Raw genomic sequence first — 18344 nt, forward strand, 5'->3', positions numbered from 1 at the left:
AGGTTGTTGAACGCCGCTGCTCTGATGCAGCGGCTTTTTTTTAGCCTGACGTTACCGCCGAAGCATCATCTGCGATCAGGTGGGTACCGGGTCAACGTCTGGCTTGTGCTTTGCCAGCCAGCCGGGGAAATCACCGATGGGCATCGGGCGGGCATAATAATAGCCCTGCAGATGATCGACGCCGCGCGCCCGCAGATAGGCGGCCTGTTCTGCCGTTTCGACCCCTTCAGCGACCAGACTGATATTCAGGCGCTGCGCCAGTGAAATCACCATGTCGGTGACGGTGGCGTTAATCGCATCGGTACCGATGGCGGCGGTAAAGATTTTGTCGATCTTCAGTACGTCGGGCTTTAAATCCTTCAGGTAGGAGAGCGAGCTGTGGCCGGTACCAAAATCATCAATCGCCAGCCGCACGCCGATCTCATGCAGCTGGGCGATGACCGATTGATCAACCACCGGCAGCGCATCGCGTTCGGTTAACTCGACCACCAGCTTCGGTACCGGATTGGCGGGCCACCAGAGGTTTTGCAGATCCTGCAGGATAGCGCGGTCGCGGAAATGGCTGGCGGCAACGTTAATAGCGATGTGGAAACCCGGACACGCAGGCAGGTGAGGGAGCTGTTTTACCACCTCGTTCAGCACGAAGCGGGTCAGCGGCTTAATCAGATTCTGCCGTTCGGCCAGCGGAATAAACACATCGGGTGCCACCCAGCCCTGACGCGCATTATGCCAGCGCAGCAGCAACTCAATGCCATCGCACTGGCCGCTTCTGGCGTTAATCAGCGGCTGGCAGTAAACCATAAACTCATTGGCGGTGATGCCGTAGCTGATTTGCCAGCTCAGGCTCATGCGGTTGGCGGTCGCCAGCCAGACGATATACCCCATCAGCAGGCTGAGCAGCAGCGCCAGCGGCAGCTGCGACGGCAGCGTGTGCAGTGCCAGCCGGGTCGGGGAGGGACCGTACAGCGTCAGGGTGTAGGGATAACGCAGCGAGGCCTGATAGTAACTCACCTCATCTTCCGACGGCAGCGTGGGTTCAATCAGCGGATTGCCATACTCCAGACTCTCGCCGTTGACGTTGAAGACCGCCCGTTCCACCCACGGCAACTGCGGTTCCAGCAGATAATTACTCATCATTTCGATGTTAATTACCTGCAAAATACCGGAGCGATTATCCGGGCTTCTTGGCGTCCAGAGTAATAATACCGGCGACCCTTTTAACAGGTAATTGTCGGTGGCAAGCGTCATGCGCTGACCGGTAAAGGCCAGTTCGGGATAGGTCTCGCTAAACGGGATCGCACGCGGACCAAAGATACTGGAACAGTAGATCGCGTCATTATCGACCAGCAGAATGGCGCGCACCGTTTGCAGCGCGGAAATTTTCTCAATCAGCGGAAAACGCACGTCGCGGCAGGGCACGCCGACCAGCCCGAGGGTGTTATTAGCGGAAACATCCAGCGGTGAAAACATCCGGTCAAACCGCATAATCGCTTTATCGGCGAAATCCATCGCCTGCTGTTCAATACGCGACTTCTCTTCAATATAACGAAATGCCAGCGTCAGAATCAGTACCACGGTGGCGATTGCCAGCGCAATCAGCAAACGCTTGCGTCTGAATTGTCCAACAAATTGCTGGGCCATGAGCATCAGTACCACCTTCCCAAAAAACCAGAAAAAAGCCAAAAATAACGGGGTTGTTATCGGCACGGCCCGATCAACATTGAGGCCGGAATGCAGAAAAGCGGTGCTGGAAAGTTGCGCGACCAGGACAGTCGCGCGGAAATCACTCTACCGGTTTACCCTGCGCTGAGATAGCGCAGGATGTGGATTTCACTACGATTGCACATTAATTAAACAATCAAACGTTTCGATTAATCGCACTGTACTTTAATCGCCAGACCGCCGCGTGAAGTTTCACGGTATTTGGCGTTCATGTCTTTGCCGGTTTCATACATGGTCTCGATCACCTTATCCAGTGAGACGCGCGGTTCACTGGTGCGACGCAGGGCCATACGCGCCGCATTGATCGCTTTGACCGAGGCGATAGCATTTCGCTCAATGCAGGGCACCTGAACCTGTCCGGCGACCGGGTCACAGGTCAGCCCGAGGTTATGCTCCATGCCGATCTCGGCGGCGACGCAAACCTGTTCCGGGCTGCCGCCCAGCAGTTCTGCCAGACCGGCTGCCGCCATCGAACAGGCGACACCCACTTCGCCCTGGCATCCCACTTCTGCGCCCGAAATCGACGCGTTCATTTTATACAGCACGCCGATAGCACCGGATGCGAGGAAGTAGCGCAGGAAAATATCTGGCGTTACCGGCTCAATAAAGTGATCGTAATAGGCCAGTACCGCCGGCACGATGCCACAGGCGCCGTTGGTTGGCGCGGTGACAACCCGTCCGCCGGCCGCGTTTTCCTCATTCACCGCCAGCGCGAACATATTGATCCAGTCGATGACGATCATCGGATCGTTAGAGTGTTTGGATGAGGAGATCAGCAAACGACGCAGCGAGGCGGCGCGGCGCGGCACCCGCAGCGGCCCCGGCAGTACGCCTTCGGTATTCAGGCCGCGATCGATGCAGGCCTGCATGGTCTGCCAGATGTTGGCGAAATAGGCGTGGATCTCATCGCGACTGTGCAGCGCCAGTTCGTTTTTCATCACCAGACCGGATAAGGAGAGTCCGGTTTCGCGGCAGTGCGCCAGCAGATCTTTGGCGGAGTGGAACGGCCACGGCACTGAAACTTCATCCAGCGCCGACTGACCGAAATGCTCTTCATCGACGATAAAGCCGCCACCGACGGAGTAGTAGGTTTTCGACAGAATCAGCAGGTCGCCGGCGAACGCCAGCAGACGCAGACCGTTTTCATGCAGCGAGAGGTTTTCACTGCGGAACACCATGCCGCCCTCACGCGGGAAGTCGACCTCATGCGCCCCTTTGGCCAGCAGTAAACGTTCACGCTGGGCGACATCTTTAATAAAGGCCGGGATGGAATCAATATCGACCGTGTCGGGAGATTCGCCCGCCAGCCCCATAATAATGGCGATGTCGGTATGGTGGCCTTTACCGGTCAGCGACAGTGAGCCGTAGACATCTACCGCAATGCGGGTCACCTCCTGTAGCTTTCCCTGTTCGGATAACAAATCCACAAACTGCTTACCCGCTTTCATCGGGCCGACAGTGTGCGAACTTGATGGGCCAATGCCCACTTTGAACATGTCGAAAACACTAATCACAGGTGACACTCCTCACAAATTATTCTCAGTCTGCCGGGGCAGTTTATGGCGCTAATAGTAATAGTCATGCCGGAGAAAAGAGCAGCTTTTCGCATGAAATAAACTTATTAAAACCGATAGAAAAAATTATAGCGTGGCCCGCCGCTCAGCAGGCCGAAAAGCAACAGGTTAATGGCAAAAGTGGGCGTCAGAACGCAATTTGCTCGCTGAGTGAGCGGATAATGCCGGCGGTCATGCCCCAGACCAGGTAATCCTGATAGCGCGACAGCCAGACCGGATGACGCACGCCAGCGCGGTGCACCTCCAGCGCGCTATAGCGGCTGAGCCGTAACGCTTCGGCCAGCGGCATCTCAAAGGCGCTGCGCACTTCGTCCGGGTTGATTCGTAGCGGCAGATCCGGCGGAATGATCGCCAGCACCGGCGTCACCTGAAAGCCGGTGCTGCTGGTGACGGCAGGCAGCACGCCCAACACCTCAACCTGCTGTGGGTCGATGCCCACTTCCTCCTGTGCTTCCCGCAGAGCGGTCACGATCAGCGAGGCATCGGTATCATCCTGCATGCCGCCAGGGAAGGCGACCTGTCCGGCATGCTTACGCAGCGCATGGGAGCGCTGGGTCAGCAACAGACCCGGTTCCGGTCGCGCCACAATCGGTACCAGCACTGCGGCATGCCGTCCGGCGAGACGTTGCGTATTGTGTTGCGGTGGCTGCAGCAGGAACCGGCTGCGGAAGGCGTCAAGCGTGAGCGCCATTCAGACCCCCTGTTCCAGCGCCGGCAGAATGCGGCTGACTTTATCCAGCGTCTCCTGATATTCCGCCTGCACCTCACTGTCGGCGACAATGCCGCCACCCGCCGCGCAGTAAAGCTGCTGACCTTCAGCAATCAGGGTGCGGATGGTGATGCTGGTATCCATGCGGCCACACAGGCTGAGATAGCCAATGCTGCCGCACCAGGCATTCCGGCGCTGCGGTTCCAGCTGATCAATAATTTCCATCGCCCGGATTTTTGGCGCGCCGGTAATTGAGCCGCCAGGGAAACAGGCGCGCAGCAGATCGGTGGCCTGCAGATCCTCAGGAAGCTGCGCCCGCACCGTGCTGACCAGATGGTGAACGGCAGGGAAGGGCTCGACCACAAACAGCTCAGGCACACTGACTGAGCCAGGCACCGCCACGCGGCCAATATCGTTACGCAGCAAATCGACAATCATCAAATTTTCGGCGCGATCTTTTTCTGCATTTTGCAGATCATCTGCCTGTTGCCGATCGGCAATCGGATCGGCACAGCGTGGACGGGTACCTTTGATCGGGCGGGTTTCGATCTGTTTATCATTCAATGATAAAAAGCGCTCCGGCGACAGGCTAAGGATCGCGCTGTGCGGCAGGCGTAGAAAGGCGCTGAACGGCGCGCGGTTGGCCTGGTTGAGGGAACAAAAGGCCTGCCACTCATCACCCTGATAACCGGCCTGAAAACGCTGAGCCAGATTCACCTGATAGCAGTCACCCGCCTGAATATAAGCCTGAACGGCGGCAAAGCGTGCCGCGTAGTCAGCGTAATTGAGGTTGGATTGCCACTGGCTGGTAAGGCTGAACGGCATGGCTTCACGTTCAGGCCACTGCGTCAGCCAGGCGGCGCGGGCTTCAACATCCTGCAATGCCAGCAACGTCAGGGTCTGAAGATGATGATCGGCAATCAATGCCCAGTCGTAAATGCCGACCGCCATATCCGGCGTGGTGAGATCGGCCTGTGCCTGCTGTGGCAACTGCTCAAACCGGCGACCGAGATCGTACCCGAACAGGCCAAGCGCGCCGCCCTGAAACGGCAGATGGTCATGACTGAGCGGCGTCACGCCCAGCGCATCACACTGCTGCTGAACCAGTTGCAGCGGATCCGCGCCAGATTCGCTGCAGCCGCTGGCATCGGTGATGTGGGTAACGTCACCGCGGGTCACCAGCGTGGCGCGCGGATCGGCGGTCAGAATATCAAAACGATTGTCGCTATGGTTGGCATTGGCGGAAGAGAGCAGCATTGCCCACGGCAGGCTGGCAATCGGGGCGAAACGCTGAATCAGCGCATCCGGGGTATAATCAAGACTGAGGGTTTCAACAATCATCAGGCAGACAAATCAGAGAGCAAAGAGGTCGTCAGACTGACATATTTTTTCCTGACTGGCACCTGTTTGTTCGGCGTGTGATAATCGCTGCCCCCAACGCAGGAGTGAAACATGGCTATAGGATTACCGGCTCTCTCTCATGAGCAGCAACAGCAGGCCGTCGAGCGTATTCAGGAACTGATGGCGGGTGGACTGTCGAGTGGCGAAGCTATCGCCCAGGTGGCGCAGGAAATTCGCCAGAATCATAAAGGCGAGCAAATCCGGGCGCTGTTCGACGACGAGGATGAAGAAGAATAGCGCCCGGCAGGCTTAACGTGCTGCGATGATTTTGATTTCGATTTTGTATTGCGGGTTCATCAAACCTGCCTGAACCGTGCAGCGTACTGGCGCGTTATCCGGGGAAACCCAGGCGTCCCAGGCGCGGTTCATTGCGGGCAGGTCCGCTTTGTCCACCAGAAACAGGGTGGCATCAAGAATTTTGCTCTTATCACTGCCGAGCCGCGTCAGCAATCTGTCAATCACCGCCAGTGCATTGGCCGTCTGCGCTTCAGCATCCTCATCCAGATTCTCTGGCACGCTGGTGTAATAGATGGTGTCATTGTGAATCACGGCTTCGGACATACGATGTTCCGGATCGATGCGGGTAATACTCATCTTTTTCTCCCTGGTTTGATGGGCATTAGCCTGGCACATTCCTTATGCCGCTGTCATCTCTTCCCCCTCACAGGCAGCGTTTGACGATAGCCTGACGATCGGCCATCACCTGCGGCCACATATTAAAAGTGGTAAAGAATTTTACCCCGGCACCGCGTCGCTGTGGCGTCACGTCGGCGAATATCGAATCTTCCCACGTCAGGACGGTGATTTGCTCACCGCGCGGTTGCGTATGCGTAGTATTATCCCTGGCGATCACCTCGGTGGTAGACCAGCCACGATAAATACAGTCACTAAGCTGCGGTGCGGTGCGGGCGCTCTGGGCCTGAAATACCGGCTGACCGAGGCGTGCCTGATCAGGAGTAGGTGCCTGGCAGCCACAGACCAGCAGCACGCCGATAAGCGATCCGATGCGGGAATGATTCATAACGTTCCTCCGCCTGAGGCAGACAGTACGATAGAGGCGGTCTGCGCCAATGTGCCGACCGCGCGTCACCTTACGGATGCCACATCCCAACGATAAGGTGATGTAATGATTATAATCCGTGCGCTTATTTCCTCGCAGCTATCCACCGCATTTGATAGCTGCATCACACAGTATCAGGCGGAGCCGGGCGCTAAGCGGCGCGCCAGGCAACAGAAGTGACGCACCCCGCAGCAAAAAATGATATAAATCAGCCGATAAATGACGCCACAGGATGAGGATGAAAGCATGGCGAATACGCAGTATCTGTTTTGGGTAATGGCAGGCGCACTGACGCTGCTGTTTATTGTGGTGTCGGCGTTTGTCGGTCTGTCGCGTGGTGCGAAGCAGGGTTATATCACCTTTGCCGTTCTCTTTGTCATCATGCTGGCGGGGGCCTTTTACATTCATCACTAGCGGCCACGGCAGCGACAGCAGGATTATTACCGCTTAACTCACACTTTCAACCAAAAGCGGGCGGGCGGAAGTGGCGGTTAACTATGCTGAGATGAAATAGCAGCACTGCTATTTATCACCGGAGGTAATTATGTCTGAACGTCCTGATTACGATGAACCGCTGCCTGATGACGCTGAAATCTATCCGGAAGATGAAGAAGAGGATGAAGAGCCTGGACAGGATCCGTTAGAAAAGGATATTTAATCTTTCATGCCAGCCTCACCCTCGGTAGCTAACGGGATTTTTTAATCACCTGCTGTTATCACGCGACGCAACCAACGCGTCATCCCAACAAAACCGTCATTCAGGCGGTTTTGTTGTTTCTGAGCCGCGTCCGGCTTCCGCCGGGCGGTGTAACCTGACCGGTTTGCCCGGCAATATGCGCGCGTTGGCGACACAATTTTCCCACCTGTTACCCGTCGCTTCGGAGATCGTCAGGCCAGGCCTGACAGCCGTTTTATGGTTAACTTTTTGATTATCCTCTATTTTGCTTTGTGAATTTAATACTGACATAATTACAGTGTTTTTGCCGTTCTTTGAGAGGGTATGTGGCAGACGATTTTGCAGTTGATGGCGCGCTGGCGCAGGCAATAGCCGGCTTCAAGCCGCGTGAAGCGCAGCGTGAAATGGCGCAGGCGGTATCCGAAGCCGTAAAAGAGCAGGGTGAACTGGTGGTAGAAGCCGGTACCGGCACCGGGAAAACCTATGCTTATCTGGCCCCCGCGCTGCGGGCCGGCAAGAAAGTGATCGTCTCGACCGGATCGAAAGCGCTGCAGGATCAGCTTTATGGCCGCGATCTGCCCACCATGATCGGCGCACTAAAATACAAAGGAAAGACCGCCTTACTGAAAGGGCGATCCAACTATCTTTGCCTGGAGCGGCTGGAGCAGCAGTCAATGGCGGGCGGCGATCTGGCCGTACAGGCGCTGACTGACCTGGTGACGCTGCGGAGCTGGTCTTCGCAGACGGTAGATGGCGATATCAGCAGCTGTGCCGGCGTTACTGAAGATAGCCCGGTCTGGCCGCTGGTCACCAGCACCAACGATAACTGCCTCGGCACCGACTGCCCGCGTTATAAAGAGTGCTTCGTAGTGAAAGCGCGTAAGCGGGCCATGGACGCGGATGTGGTGGTGGTGAACCATCACCTGTTTCTGGCTGACCTGGTGGTCAAAGAAGGTGGGTTCGGCGAACTGATCCCGGAAGCGGACGTGATGATCTTCGATGAGGCCCATCAGCTTCCCGATATCGCCAGTCAGTATTTCGGACAACAGCTCTCCAGCCGGCAACTGCTCGACCTCGCCAAAGATATTATCACCGCCTACCGCACCGAAGTGCGCGACGTGCAGCAACTGCAAAAGTCCGCCGATCGCCTGGCGCAGTGTGCTCAGGATTTTCGCCTGTCGCTAGGCGACCCGGGCTACCGCGGTAATCTGCGTGAACTGCTGAGCGATAACAACATCCTGCGGATGTTTACGCTGCTGGATGATGCGCTTGAACTCTGTTACGACGTCATCAAACTCTCCCTGGGCCGTTCAGCGTTGCTGGATGCGGCGTTTGAGCGCGCAGCGCTCTACCGTGGCCGACTGAAGCGGTTACGGGCGATCAATGAGCCGGGCTACAGCTACTGGTATGAATGCACCTCACGCCACTTTATTCTGGCGCTGACGCCGCTGTCAGTGGCGGAACGCTTCCGCGAAGTGATGGATAATCGCAAAGCGGCCTGGATTTTCACCTCTGCCACGCTGGCAGTGGATGAGAAGATGGAGCACTTTGCCGAGCGGCTGGGCGTGAACGCAGCAAAAAGTTTAATTCTGAACAGTCCGTTCGATTATGCGCAGCAGGCACTGTTATGTGTGCCGCGCAACCTGCCTGAACCGAACCGTCCCGGCGGCGCACGTCAGCTTGCCGCCATGATGAAGCCGCTGATTGACGCCAACAAAGGACGCTGTTTCTTCCTCTGTACCTCGCACCTGATGATGCGTGAGCTGGCGGCGGAATTCCGTGCCTCAATGACGTTACCGGTGCTGGTTCAGGGCGAAACCAGCAAAGGTCAGTTGCTGAAACAGTTTATCGATAAAGGCAATGCCTTACTGGTCGCGACCAGTAGTTTCTGGGAAGGGGTCGACGTGCGCGGCGATGCGCTTTCGCTGGTCATCATCGATAAGCTGCCGTTTACTTCACCGGAAGATCCTTTACTCAAGGCGCGGATGGAAGATTGCCGTATCCGCGGTGGCGATCCGTTTACCGATGTGCAGCTGCCGGATGCGGTGATCACTCTGAAGCAGGGCGTCGGGCGTCTGATCCGGGATACCGACGACCGGGGTGTGCTGGTGATTTGCGATCAGCGGCTGGTTTCGCGTCCTTATGGCGCGCTGTTTCTTAACAGCCTGCCGCCAACGCCGCGTACCCGCGATATCGTCCGCGCCATCGCCTTTATACGGCAGCAACCTGACGCCTGATTTTATGCTAAGATGCGCGCCGTTTTCATTCTCCTGAGGTGGTCATGTCAGCCCGAATTTTAGCGCTGGATACGGCGACAGAAGCCTGTTCAGCCGCCTTGCTGAATCAGCAACAGATTGATGCCCGATTTGAGATTGCTCCGCGCGATCATACTCAGCGCATTTTGCCGCTGATCGAAGAGTTACTGCTGGCGCAGCAGCTCGACCTGACCGATCTTGACGCGCTGGCCTTTGGTCGCGGTCCCGGCAGTTTTACCGGCGTGCGTATCGGAATTGGTATTGCCCAGGGCCTGGCACTCGGTGCGGCGCTGCCGATGATCGGTATCTCGACGCTGGCCACGCTGGCAGAGGGCGCCTGGCGTCTGCAGCGCGCCACCCGCGTGTTAACCGCCATTGATGCGCGGATGGGCGAGGTCTACTGGGCCGAATACCAGCGCGACGAACGGGGCGTCTGGCAGGGTGAAGCCAGCGAAAGCGTGCTGTCACCCGCGGCCGCGCTGGCACGGATGCAGGCGCTGTCGGGCGAGTGGATGACTGCCGGCACCGGCTGGCAGGCTTATCCCGAACTGCAGCAGGGCCATTCCCTGACGCTGCACGCCAGTGACGTGAGTTTACCTGCCGCCGAAGATATGTTACCGCTGGCGGTCGTTGCTTTAGGCCAGGGTAATACCCTGCAACCGGAAAATGCCGAGCCAACCTATCTGCGTAATGAGGTGGCATGGAAAAAGTTGCCAGGCCGCTAGATCGCACGCAACTTATTGTTATGCGTCCAGTCTAAATCATTACGTAACGGGAGGACGCCTATGTCAATGTGCGCTAAAGGGCTAACAGGTCTGTTGCTGACCTGTACGCTGGTTTTAACAGGTTGTGTCTCAATTCCGGACAGCCTGCAGGGCAGTTCACCGCAGCCGCAACAGGATTTGTTGCGGGTCATGAACGATCCGGCCATCTATACCGGCCAGGAGTCACGTTTTGGCGGTAAGGTGGTGAATGTCACTAACCTTAACGGTAAAACCCGGCTGGAGATCGCCACGCAACCGCTGGATGAGAGTGCCCGTCCACGGCTGGGAGCGGCTTCGGTGGGTCGCATCTATGCCGATATCCACGGTTTCGTCGATCCGGTGGATGTGAGGGATCAGTTTGTAACGGTGCTGGGCAACATCAAAGGCACTGAGCCCGGTAAAATTGGCGAGGCGAACTACAAATTTGTGGTGATTGATGTGCGCGGCTATCAGCGCTGGCATCTGACCCGACAGGTGATGTCGCCGCCGCAGCCGATCGATCCGTGGATCTGGTATGGACCGACGCGTCATCGTCCCGGCTATTGGGGACCGAATCCCTACTGGGGAATGTACAGCAGCGGTCCGGCACAGGTCGAAACCATTCTGACTGAGTGATAGGGCAGTCACACTTTTCTGGCCCGGTAGCGCTGGTCGCCGCCGGGCTTTTTATTTGTCTGTTTTAACAGCACGAAATTTAGTGATGGACTTCGCAACCTCAACATGCCGAAACAGGCAAACTGGTACAATCAGTTAAAATATTGTTAACAAACCAGATTGGCTGAGGCAGCGATGGAAATACAACATGATTATCGGGGTGGATCCTTGAATAAGGTTTGGCTTAAACGCTACCCGGCTGATGTGCCAGCCGAAATAAGTGCAGATCGTTATACTTCGCTGGTGGATCTGTTTGAGCAGGCCGCCAAACGCTACGCCGATCAACCTGCATTCTGGAACATGGGTCAGAAGATGACCTATCGCCAACTGGAAGAGAAAAGCCGCGCGTTTGCGGCTTATCTGCAACAGCAGCTTGGTTTGAAAGCCGGCGATCGGGTCGCGCTGATGATGCCTAACCTGCTGCAGTATCCGGTGGCGCTGTTCGGCGTACTCCGCGCCGGCATGGTGGTTGTGAATGTGAATCCGCTCTATACGCCGCGCGAACTCAAGCACCAGCTGAATGACAGCGGTGCCAGCGCCATCGTTATTGTCTCCAACTTTGCCCATACGCTGGAAAAGGTAGTGGCGGAGACCGCTGTGCGCCACGTGATTCTGACCCGAATGGGCGATCAGCTGGCACCGGTCAAGGCGACGCTGGTTAATTTCGTGGTCAAATACGTCAAGCGACTGGTACCGAAATACCATTTGCCCGGCGCAATCTCGTTTCGTCAGGTAATGGAGCAGGGTGCCACGCTCACGTATCAGCGTCCGACGGTCAGCAATGACGATCTCGCTTTCCTGCAATATACCGGCGGCACTACCGGCATCGCCAAAGGCGCGATGCTGACTCATCGCAATATGCAGGCCAATCTGGAACAGACCAAAGCTACCTACGGTAAAGTTCTGCGCGACGGCAAAGAGTGTGTGGTCACGGCGCTGCCGCTCTATCACATCTTTGCCTTAACGGTGAATGGCCTGCTGTTCCTGGAGCTGGGCGGTCAGAATCTGTTGATTACCAATCCGCGCGACATCCCTGGCTTTGTTAAAGAGCTGTCGAAGTTTCCGTTTACCGCCATCACCGGCGTCAACACGCTGTTCAACGCGCTGCTGAATGATGAACAGTTCAATAAGCTCGACTTCAGTACGCTGCGGCTGTCAGCCGGGGGCGGGATGGCGGTGCAGAAAGCGGTGGCGGAACGCTGGGAAAAACTGACCGGTCACTATCTGCTGGAAGGCTACGGGCTGACGGAATGCTCGCCGCTGGTGTCGGTCAATCCTTACGATATCAGTTGCCACACCGGCAGCATTGGCTTACCGGTTCCCTCAACCGATGTGTTGATTCTGGATGATAACGGCAATGAGGTTTCACCAGGCGAACCGGGTGAACTGTGTATCAGCGGCCCACAGGTGATGCTCGGCTACTGGCAGCGCCCGGATGCCACGGAGGAAGTGCTGAAAAATGGCTGGCTCCATAGCGGCGATATTGTTACCGTTGATCAGGAAGGCTTTATTCGCATCGTCGATCGTAAGAAGGATATGATTCTGGTATCCGGCTTCAATGTTTATCCCAACGAGATCGAAGATGTGCTGATGCAACATCCGAAAGTACGTGAAGCGGCCGCGATCGGCGTGCCCAGCGATCTTTCCGGCGAGGCGGTGAAAGTCTGCGTGGTGAAAAAAGATGCCTCACTGACTAAAGAAGAGTTGCTCGACCACTGTCGCCGTCAGCTGACCGGATACAAAGTGCCGAAAATTATTGAGTTTCGTGATGAGCTGCCAAAAACCAACGTCGGCAAGATTCTGCGACGCGAATTGCGCGACGAAGTAAAAGCCAGCGCAAGCTAAGCCCTGGCAAGGATTCAGGTTAGACGCCGGCATGTCCGGCGTTTTTATTGTTTTTAACATGGAGCACCGCACGTTGTTGGCTGCGGTGAAAAACTAGACGTGAATTATTCTCTGATTGACCAGGATGAACAACTAGCTGAAGTCTGCCAGAAAGCGCGCCAGCATACGGCAGTGGCACTGGATACTGAATTCGTCCGCACCCGGACCTACTACCCGCAGCTCGGTTTGATCCAGCTGTTCGACGATCACCAGTTAGTGCTGATCGATCCCCTTGCGATCCGTGACTGGTCACCGTTTATCGCGTTGCTGACCGACACCGCAGTGACCAAATTCCTGCACGCCGGCGGCGAAGATCTGGAAGTCTTCCTGCACCGCTTTGGCGTCCTGCCACAGCCGATGATCGATACTCAGATTCTGGCGGCGTTCTCCGGCCAGCCGCTGTCGTGGGGCTTTGCCTCAATGGTGGCGCATTTTACCCAGGTCGAACTGGATAAGAGCGAGTCGCGTACCGACTGGTTAGCGCGTCCGCTGACCGAGCGTCAATGTCAGTATGCCGCGGCGGATGTGCACTATCTGCTGCCGATTGCCCATCAGCTGATGGTGCAGACCGAGGCGGCAGGCAACATGGCGGCTGCACTGAGTGAGTGTGACAATTTGTGCCAGCGTCGCCTCGACAGCTTAGCGCCTGAAGAAGCGTGGCGTGATATCACCAACGCCTGGCAACTGCGTCCGCGTCAGCTGGCAGCCCTGCAACGACTGGCCGCATGGCGTCTGAAGCTGGCGCGTGAAAAGGATATGGCGGTTAACTTTGTGGTGCGCGAAGAGCATCTGTGGAAAGTGGCGCGCTTCATGCCAGGTTCGCTGGGCGAACTGGACCATCTCGGCCTGTCCGGTCATGAGATCCGTTTCCACGGTAAAACGCTGGTGGCGCTGGTGGCAGAAGCCCAGGCGCTGGATGAGAGTGAACTGCCTGCGGCGCTCGGCAATCTGATCGACCATCCGCATTACAAGCAGGTGTTCAAGGCGATGAAAGCGCTGGTGCAGCAGGTGAGTGAGCAGAGCGGATTCAGTCAGGAATTACTGGCGTCACGGCGTCAGATCAACCAGGTTCTGAGCCAGCACTGGGGATTGAAGCCACAGGGACGTCAGCCGGAGTTACTGACCGGATGGCGCGGCGAATTGCTTAAACCCGGCATAGAGAAGATTCTGGCCGAGGTGTGACCGATAAAATTTCCCCTGCAACAGCGCAGGGGAAATTCAGGAAACGGTCAGCGTCATTTAGTCACTTCTTCCGTTTCCGGTAGCGTAACGTTCAGCTCCAGAATGGAGATATCGTCACCTTTCTGATCGAGCTGAACCGTGACCATTTCCGGATCGATTTTCACATATTTGCAAATCACTTCCAGAATGTCGCGCTTAAGTTGCGGAAGATAGTGGGGCTCACTGTCGCCCCTTCTGCGTTCTGCCACGATAATCTGCAGCCTTTCCTTGGCTATATTGGCAGTGTTCTTCTTCCGGGATAAAAAGAAATCAAGTAATGCCATGGTTTATCCCCCGAACAGGCGTTTCAGGAAACCCTTCTTCTCTTCTTCAATAAAGCGGAAGGGGCGAACTTCACCGAGCAACCGTTCAACGGTATCGGCATAGGCTTTGCCAGCATCTGATTCACCATCAAGGATCACCGGCTCGCCCTGGTTAGAGGCACGTAACACCGATTGATCTTCCGGGATCACGCCGACCAGAGGAATGCGTAAAATTTCCAGCACATCTTCCATGCTCAGCATATCGCCACGATTAACACGGCCCGGGTTGTATCGGGTCAGCAGCAGATGCTCCTTAACCGGCTCCTGGCTGTTTTCAGCGCGACGGGATTTTGACGAGATGATGCCGAGAATACGGTCTGAGTCACGTACCGATGAGACTTCCGGGTTAGTGGTGATGATCGCTTCATCAGCGAAGTAAAGCGCCATCAGTGCACCGGTTTCAATCCCTGCTGGCGAGTCGCAGACGATGAAATCGAACTCCATCGCCGCTAAATCGTTCAGTACTTTTTCGACGCCTTCACGGGTCAGTGCATCTTTGTCGCGGGTCTGTGACGCAGGCAGAATATAGAGCTGCTCGGTACGTTTATCGCGAATCAACGCCTGATTCAGCGACGCATCGCCCTGAATCACGTTGACGAAGTCGTAGACCACGCGTCGTTCACAACCCATGATCAAATCGAGGTTACGCAGGCCGATATCGAAATCGATAACGACCGTTTTTTTGCCTTTCTGCGCTAAACCGGTGGCGATGGCCGCGCTTGACGTGGTCTTACCAACGCCCCCTTTACCGGATGTAACTACAATAATGCGTGCCATAAATGTTGATTTCCTTAACAAAAGAAAAGGGGCCTAATTAAGTGTCTGGATGGTGAGCGCGCCATCCTGCAGGCAAAGGCGCGCCGCTTTACCAAAATACGCTTCGGGGATCTGATCCATGATCCAGTATTCGCCCGCTATCGAGACCAGCTCTGCTGCCAGATTGGTACAGAAAATCTGACAGTTGCGGTCTCCGCTGGCACCGGCGAGCGCGCGACCGCGCATCATGCCGTAAATATGAATGTTGCCGTCGGCAACCAGTTCGGCGCCGGCACTGACGCTGCTGGTGATGATTAAATCAGCGTCACGGGCATAAATTTGCTGACCCGAACGCACCGGGGTATTCACGATGCGGGTTTTTGCTGCCATCACCGGCTCAGCGGCGACCGGCTGAGGTTCCGGCACGGCGGCCGGGACGTCACTGCGCGTTTTCGCCTCTTTACCTTCCGCCAGAACCGGCAAGCCAGCGCGGGCGATCATGCGTTTCAGCGCGTCATCTTTGCAGCCGCTGACGCCGACAATCCGCAAACCGGTGGCGATAATCGCCTGCTGTAGCTGCTTCCAGTTAATATCGGCACTTAAAGCCGCAACGTTCAGCACCACCGGGGCGTTTTTCAGAAAATCCGGAGCCTGGTCAATCTTGTCCTGAAGTGCCTTACGAATCACCGCGGGATCGTGGTGATGCAGATGGACGACAGATAGGGTGAAACTGCTACCTTTGAATTCGATTGGCGTTTGCGACATCTGTCCCGACTCAGTCCTGTTTTCACTACCGCTGGCTAAGCGATGATAAAATCATCATTAAAGCGCCAACGGTGAATATTCGAAGTTCTGCAAGCATGTTATAGTTACAGCTATATTCAGACAAGCCTCAACGCTGGTTAATTCGAGTAAAAAATATGTTTTGTGTGATCTACAGAAGCCCGTTGCGCGACCAGACTTATCTCTATGTTGAAAAAAAAGACGATTTCTCTCGCGTTCCGCCAGAGTTGCTGAAAGGGTTTGGCAAGCCGCAACTGGCGATGGTGCTAAAGCTGGCGGGCCGTGACAGGCTGGCTAATGCGGATATCAATAAAGTAAAGCAGGGATTGAGTGAGCAGGGCTATTATTTACAACTCCCGCCGCCGATAGAAAGTCTGCTTACCGTTCATCTGCAGACAGATAAAAAAGTTTAATTCAGATTCATCTGTAAATATTAATCCTGTCGCTCTGATGCCGTCAGGATTAATATTTTTCTGGCCCCGCTAAAATTAACTGTACTGCTTATCTATCCAGTCATTTTTAAATCGCCTGCCTGATATTTAACGTCATTTGTACGTTTATTCATCACTTCAGCGTGCTGATTCACGCTTTTTGACAAATTCTCCACCCCGGACCGGTAAAAGCGTCTTATTATCAGGCGATGAGGTTGGCATTTCGATCAACACAGCCGCAAACATCGACCCGCCAGCCACGCTGGCATCACACCTAACCTACGCAGGGGATAAGCATGTATCAGCATCGTAACTGGCAAGGCGCTCTGTTGGATTTTCCGGTCAGCAAAGTGGTTTGCGTTGGCAGCAACTATGCGAAACACATTAAGGAGATGGGCAGCGCCACACCCACCGAACCGGTCATTTTTATCAAGCCGGAAACTTCACTGTGTGATTTGCGTCAGCCGCTGTCGATTCCGGATGCGTTTGGCGAAGTTCATCACGAGGTTGAGCTGGCGGTCCTGATTGGCGCAACCCTTAAGCAGGCGACAGAAGCGCATGTGGCGCAGGCGATTGCCGGCTACGGCGTGGCGCTTGATTTAACGCTGCGTGACCTGCAGGCAGGGCTGAAGAAAACGGGCCAGCCGTGGGAAAAATCGAAAGGTTTCGATAATTCCTGTCCGATTTCCGGTTTTATCCCGGCCGCTGAATTCAGTGATGACCCGCAGAATACCGAACTTAAGCTGCGGGTGAATGGTGAGGTGCGTCAGCACGGTTCCACCGCGGATATGATCCATAAAATCCTGCCGCTGATTGCCCACATGAGCCAGTATTTCACCCTGCGCGCCGGTGATGTGATCCTGACCGGAACCCCGGAAGGGGTCGGCCCGATGCGCTCTGGCGACACGCTGGAAGTGTCACTGGCCGGACACGGCATCAGCACGCGCGTACTGTAAAACTTGCATCGCCGCACCAGAGGCTTTATAAGGTGCGGTTTACGCTAAACCCGGACAATCATCATGACTGACACCCCTTTCTGGCAACACAAACGCCTGGCACAAATGAGCGATGAGGAATGGGAATCCTTGTGTGATGGTTGTGGGCAGTGTTGTCTGAATAAGCTGCAGGATGCCGACACCGATGAAATCTACTTCACCAACGTCGCCTGTAATCAGCTGAATATCAAAACCTGCCAGTGCCGCAATTATGAACGTCGCTTCGAACTTGAAGAGGATTGCATCAAGCTGACGCGCGAGAACCTCACCACCTTCGACTGGCTGCCGCGCACCTGCGCCTATCGCCTGTTGGGTGAGGGCAAGCCGCTGCCAGCCTGGCATCCGCTGCGTGCTGGCTCAAAAAAAGAGATGCACGCCCAGCGGATTTCAGTACGTTACATTGCGGTGCGGGAGAGTGAAGTGCGCGACTGGGAAGATCACATTATCGATCGACCTGACCGCAACGGCTAACTGCCGGGATCATCATTAAAAAAGGCTGCCAGTGGCAGCCTTTTTGCTATCTGCGACTAACCAGTTTGTTATCAGCGACTAAACAGATCGCGGCGTTTCGCTTTAAACGGCTGGGCAATCAGTACCAGCAGCGCGACCAGCAGGTAAGCGGCGAACACCACGATCATCCACTGCGGCATGCTGAAGGTCAGGAAGGTCCAGCTGCGCTCTGCACAATCGCCGCTGGCGAGAAACACCGACGGCAGCCATTTATCCAGCGGTAAGCCACTGGGGAAACGTGCCGCAAAGTCACAGGTGGTAAAAGGATTGGGATGCAGCTGAATCATGGTGTGTTCATAGGAGAGGCGCAAACCTTGCCAGGCGCTATATAACCACAACGCCAGCGCCACCAGCCGTAACGGCGTTTTTGGCGCAATGGCACCGATCAGACCCGCACCCATTACGCCGAATAAGGCATTGCGTTCATAGATACACATTACGCAGGGCTTGAGACCCATAACATGCTGGAACCATAACGCCGTAAGTTCCAGCGCCAGCGCTGTCAGGGCCAGTAATAACCAGGCTCCGCGACCACGAGAACATTGATTCAGATATCGTAACATATTGCATTCCCTGTAAACGTTAATGCCTCGCAGTGTAAACCAAAAGCGCCGCCAAACCAGCCT

The 18344-nt window shown here is 55.6% G+C and carries 20 protein-coding genes; 10 read left to right on the top strand and 10 right to left on the bottom strand.

Annotation, left to right across the window (positions count from 1 at the left end; genetic code table 11):
• Positions 1-75: 75 nt before the first annotated feature.
• The 4 genes from pdeD to pabB all read right to left on the bottom strand — a co-directional run bounded on the left by pdeD (position 76) and on the right by pabB (position 5346).
• Positions 76-1647: a cyclic di-3',5'-guanosine monophosphate phosphodiesterase PdeD gene (gene pdeD, locus ABIB18_RS03660; protein WP_031374631.1), complete on the bottom strand. Its 1572-nt coding sequence runs from the start codon at positions 1645-1647 to the stop codon at positions 76-78.
• A gap of 224 nt (positions 1648-1871) precedes the next feature.
• Positions 1872-3236, bottom strand: coding sequence for an L-serine ammonia-lyase (locus ABIB18_RS03665; protein ID WP_316552853.1), 1365 nt, complete (start codon positions 3234-3236; stop codon positions 1872-1874).
• Between the two features lie 187 nt (positions 3237-3423).
• Positions 3424-3987 (bottom strand): CoA pyrophosphatase, encoded by a 564-nt coding sequence (locus ABIB18_RS03670; protein WP_046288278.1) that lies wholly within the window; start codon positions 3985-3987, stop codon positions 3424-3426.
• Positions 3988-5346, bottom strand: a complete 1359-nt coding sequence (pabB, locus tag ABIB18_RS03675; protein WP_354473690.1) for an aminodeoxychorismate synthase component 1 — start codon at positions 5344-5346, stop codon at positions 3988-3990. It abuts the gene before it with no gap.
• A 111-nt stretch (positions 5347-5457) separates the two neighbouring features.
• Between pabB and ABIB18_RS03680 the strand changes: the two genes are divergently transcribed.
• Positions 5458-5643, top strand: a complete 186-nt coding sequence (locus tag ABIB18_RS03680) for a YoaH family protein (protein WP_031374628.1) — start codon at positions 5458-5460, stop codon at positions 5641-5643.
• Positions 5644-5655: 12 nt separating this feature from the next.
• On the opposite strand, the gene ABIB18_RS03685 is transcribed toward ABIB18_RS03680, so the two are convergent.
• The gene (locus tag ABIB18_RS03685) at positions 5656-6000 is read right to left on the bottom strand and encodes a RidA family protein (protein WP_031374627.1); all 345 of its coding nucleotides are present in this window, start codon (positions 5998-6000) and stop codon (positions 5656-5658) included.
• A gap of 67 nt (positions 6001-6067) precedes the next feature.
• A complete protein-coding gene (locus ABIB18_RS03690; protein ID WP_089561425.1) occupies positions 6068-6427 on the bottom strand; it encodes a hypothetical protein in 360 nt (119 codons plus the stop codon).
• A 285-nt stretch (positions 6428-6712) separates the two neighbouring features.
• Here ABIB18_RS03690 and ABIB18_RS03695 point away from each other — a divergent pair, with 285 nt between their 5' ends.
• The 6 genes from ABIB18_RS03695 to rnd all read left to right on the top strand — a co-directional run bounded on the left by ABIB18_RS03695 (position 6713) and on the right by rnd (position 13881).
• Positions 6713-6880 carry a hypothetical protein gene (locus ABIB18_RS03695; RefSeq protein WP_162836815.1) on the top strand — a complete coding sequence of 56 codons (168 nt, stop codon included), beginning with the start codon at positions 6713-6715 and terminating at the stop codon, positions 6878-6880.
• A gap of 588 nt (positions 6881-7468) precedes the next feature.
• Complete coding sequence (gene yoaA / locus ABIB18_RS03700; protein WP_354473691.1) at positions 7469-9379, top strand: DNA repair helicase YoaA; 1911 nt, start codon at positions 7469-7471, stop codon at positions 9377-9379.
• Positions 9380-9423: 44 nt separating this feature from the next.
• Positions 9424-10122 carry a tRNA (adenosine(37)-N6)-threonylcarbamoyltransferase complex dimerization subunit type 1 TsaB gene (gene tsaB, locus ABIB18_RS03705; RefSeq protein WP_046288280.1) on the top strand — a complete coding sequence of 233 codons (699 nt, stop codon included), beginning with the start codon at positions 9424-9426 and terminating at the stop codon, positions 10120-10122.
• A gap of 60 nt (positions 10123-10182) precedes the next feature.
• Complete coding sequence (locus tag ABIB18_RS03710) at positions 10183-10776, top strand: Slp/YeaY family lipoprotein (RefSeq protein ID WP_031374624.1); 594 nt, start codon at positions 10183-10185, stop codon at positions 10774-10776.
• 207 nt (positions 10777-10983) lie between these two features.
• The gene (gene fadD / locus ABIB18_RS03715) at positions 10984-12660 is read left to right on the top strand and encodes a long-chain-fatty-acid--CoA ligase FadD (RefSeq protein WP_122983616.1); all 1677 of its coding nucleotides are present in this window, start codon (positions 10984-10986) and stop codon (positions 12658-12660) included.
• Positions 12661-12759: 99 nt separating this feature from the next.
• Positions 12760-13881 carry a ribonuclease D gene (rnd, locus tag ABIB18_RS03720; protein WP_031374623.1) on the top strand — a complete coding sequence of 374 codons (1122 nt, stop codon included), beginning with the start codon at positions 12760-12762 and terminating at the stop codon, positions 13879-13881.
• A 53-nt stretch (positions 13882-13934) separates the two neighbouring features.
• Here rnd and minE read toward each other — a convergent pair whose 3' ends face one another.
• The 3 genes from minE to minC are packed head-to-tail and all read right to left on the bottom strand — an operon-like array spanning position 13935 to position 15764.
• Complete coding sequence (gene minE / locus ABIB18_RS03725; RefSeq protein ID WP_031374622.1) at positions 13935-14204, bottom strand: cell division topological specificity factor MinE; 270 nt, start codon at positions 14202-14204, stop codon at positions 13935-13937.
• Positions 14205-14207: 3 nt separating this feature from the next.
• Positions 14208-15020, bottom strand: coding sequence for a septum site-determining protein MinD (minD, locus tag ABIB18_RS03730; RefSeq protein ID WP_031374621.1), 813 nt, complete (start codon positions 15018-15020; stop codon positions 14208-14210).
• 33 nt (positions 15021-15053) lie between these two features.
• Positions 15054-15764 (bottom strand): septum site-determining protein MinC, encoded by a 711-nt coding sequence (gene minC / locus ABIB18_RS03735; protein ID WP_031374620.1) that lies wholly within the window; start codon positions 15762-15764, stop codon positions 15054-15056.
• 155 nt (positions 15765-15919) lie between these two features.
• On the opposite strand from minC, the gene ABIB18_RS03740 reads away from it, so the two are divergent.
• The 3 genes from ABIB18_RS03740 to ycgN all read left to right on the top strand — a co-directional run bounded on the left by ABIB18_RS03740 (position 15920) and on the right by ycgN (position 17679).
• Positions 15920-16195, top strand: coding sequence for a YcgL domain-containing protein (locus tag ABIB18_RS03740; RefSeq protein WP_031374619.1), 276 nt, complete (start codon positions 15920-15922; stop codon positions 16193-16195).
• A 314-nt stretch (positions 16196-16509) separates the two neighbouring features.
• Positions 16510-17169: a fumarylacetoacetate hydrolase family protein gene (locus ABIB18_RS03745; RefSeq protein ID WP_354473692.1), complete on the top strand. Its 660-nt coding sequence runs from the start codon at positions 16510-16512 to the stop codon at positions 17167-17169.
• A 63-nt stretch (positions 17170-17232) separates the two neighbouring features.
• On the top strand, positions 17233-17679 hold the full coding sequence (gene ycgN, locus ABIB18_RS03750; RefSeq protein WP_031374617.1) for a cysteine cluster protein YcgN: 447 nt from the start codon (positions 17233-17235) through the stop codon (positions 17677-17679).
• Between the two features lie 71 nt (positions 17680-17750).
• On the opposite strand, the gene dsbB is transcribed toward ycgN, so the two are convergent.
• Positions 17751-18281 carry a disulfide bond formation protein DsbB gene (gene dsbB / locus ABIB18_RS03755; protein WP_031374616.1) on the bottom strand — a complete coding sequence of 177 codons (531 nt, stop codon included), beginning with the start codon at positions 18279-18281 and terminating at the stop codon, positions 17751-17753.
• Between the last annotated feature and the right edge of the window lie 63 nt (positions 18282-18344).

The organism is Pantoea sp. UYEF8 (assembly GCF_040546285.1).
Classification (GTDB): Bacteria; Pseudomonadota; Gammaproteobacteria; order Enterobacterales; family Enterobacteriaceae; genus Pantoea; species Pantoea brenneri.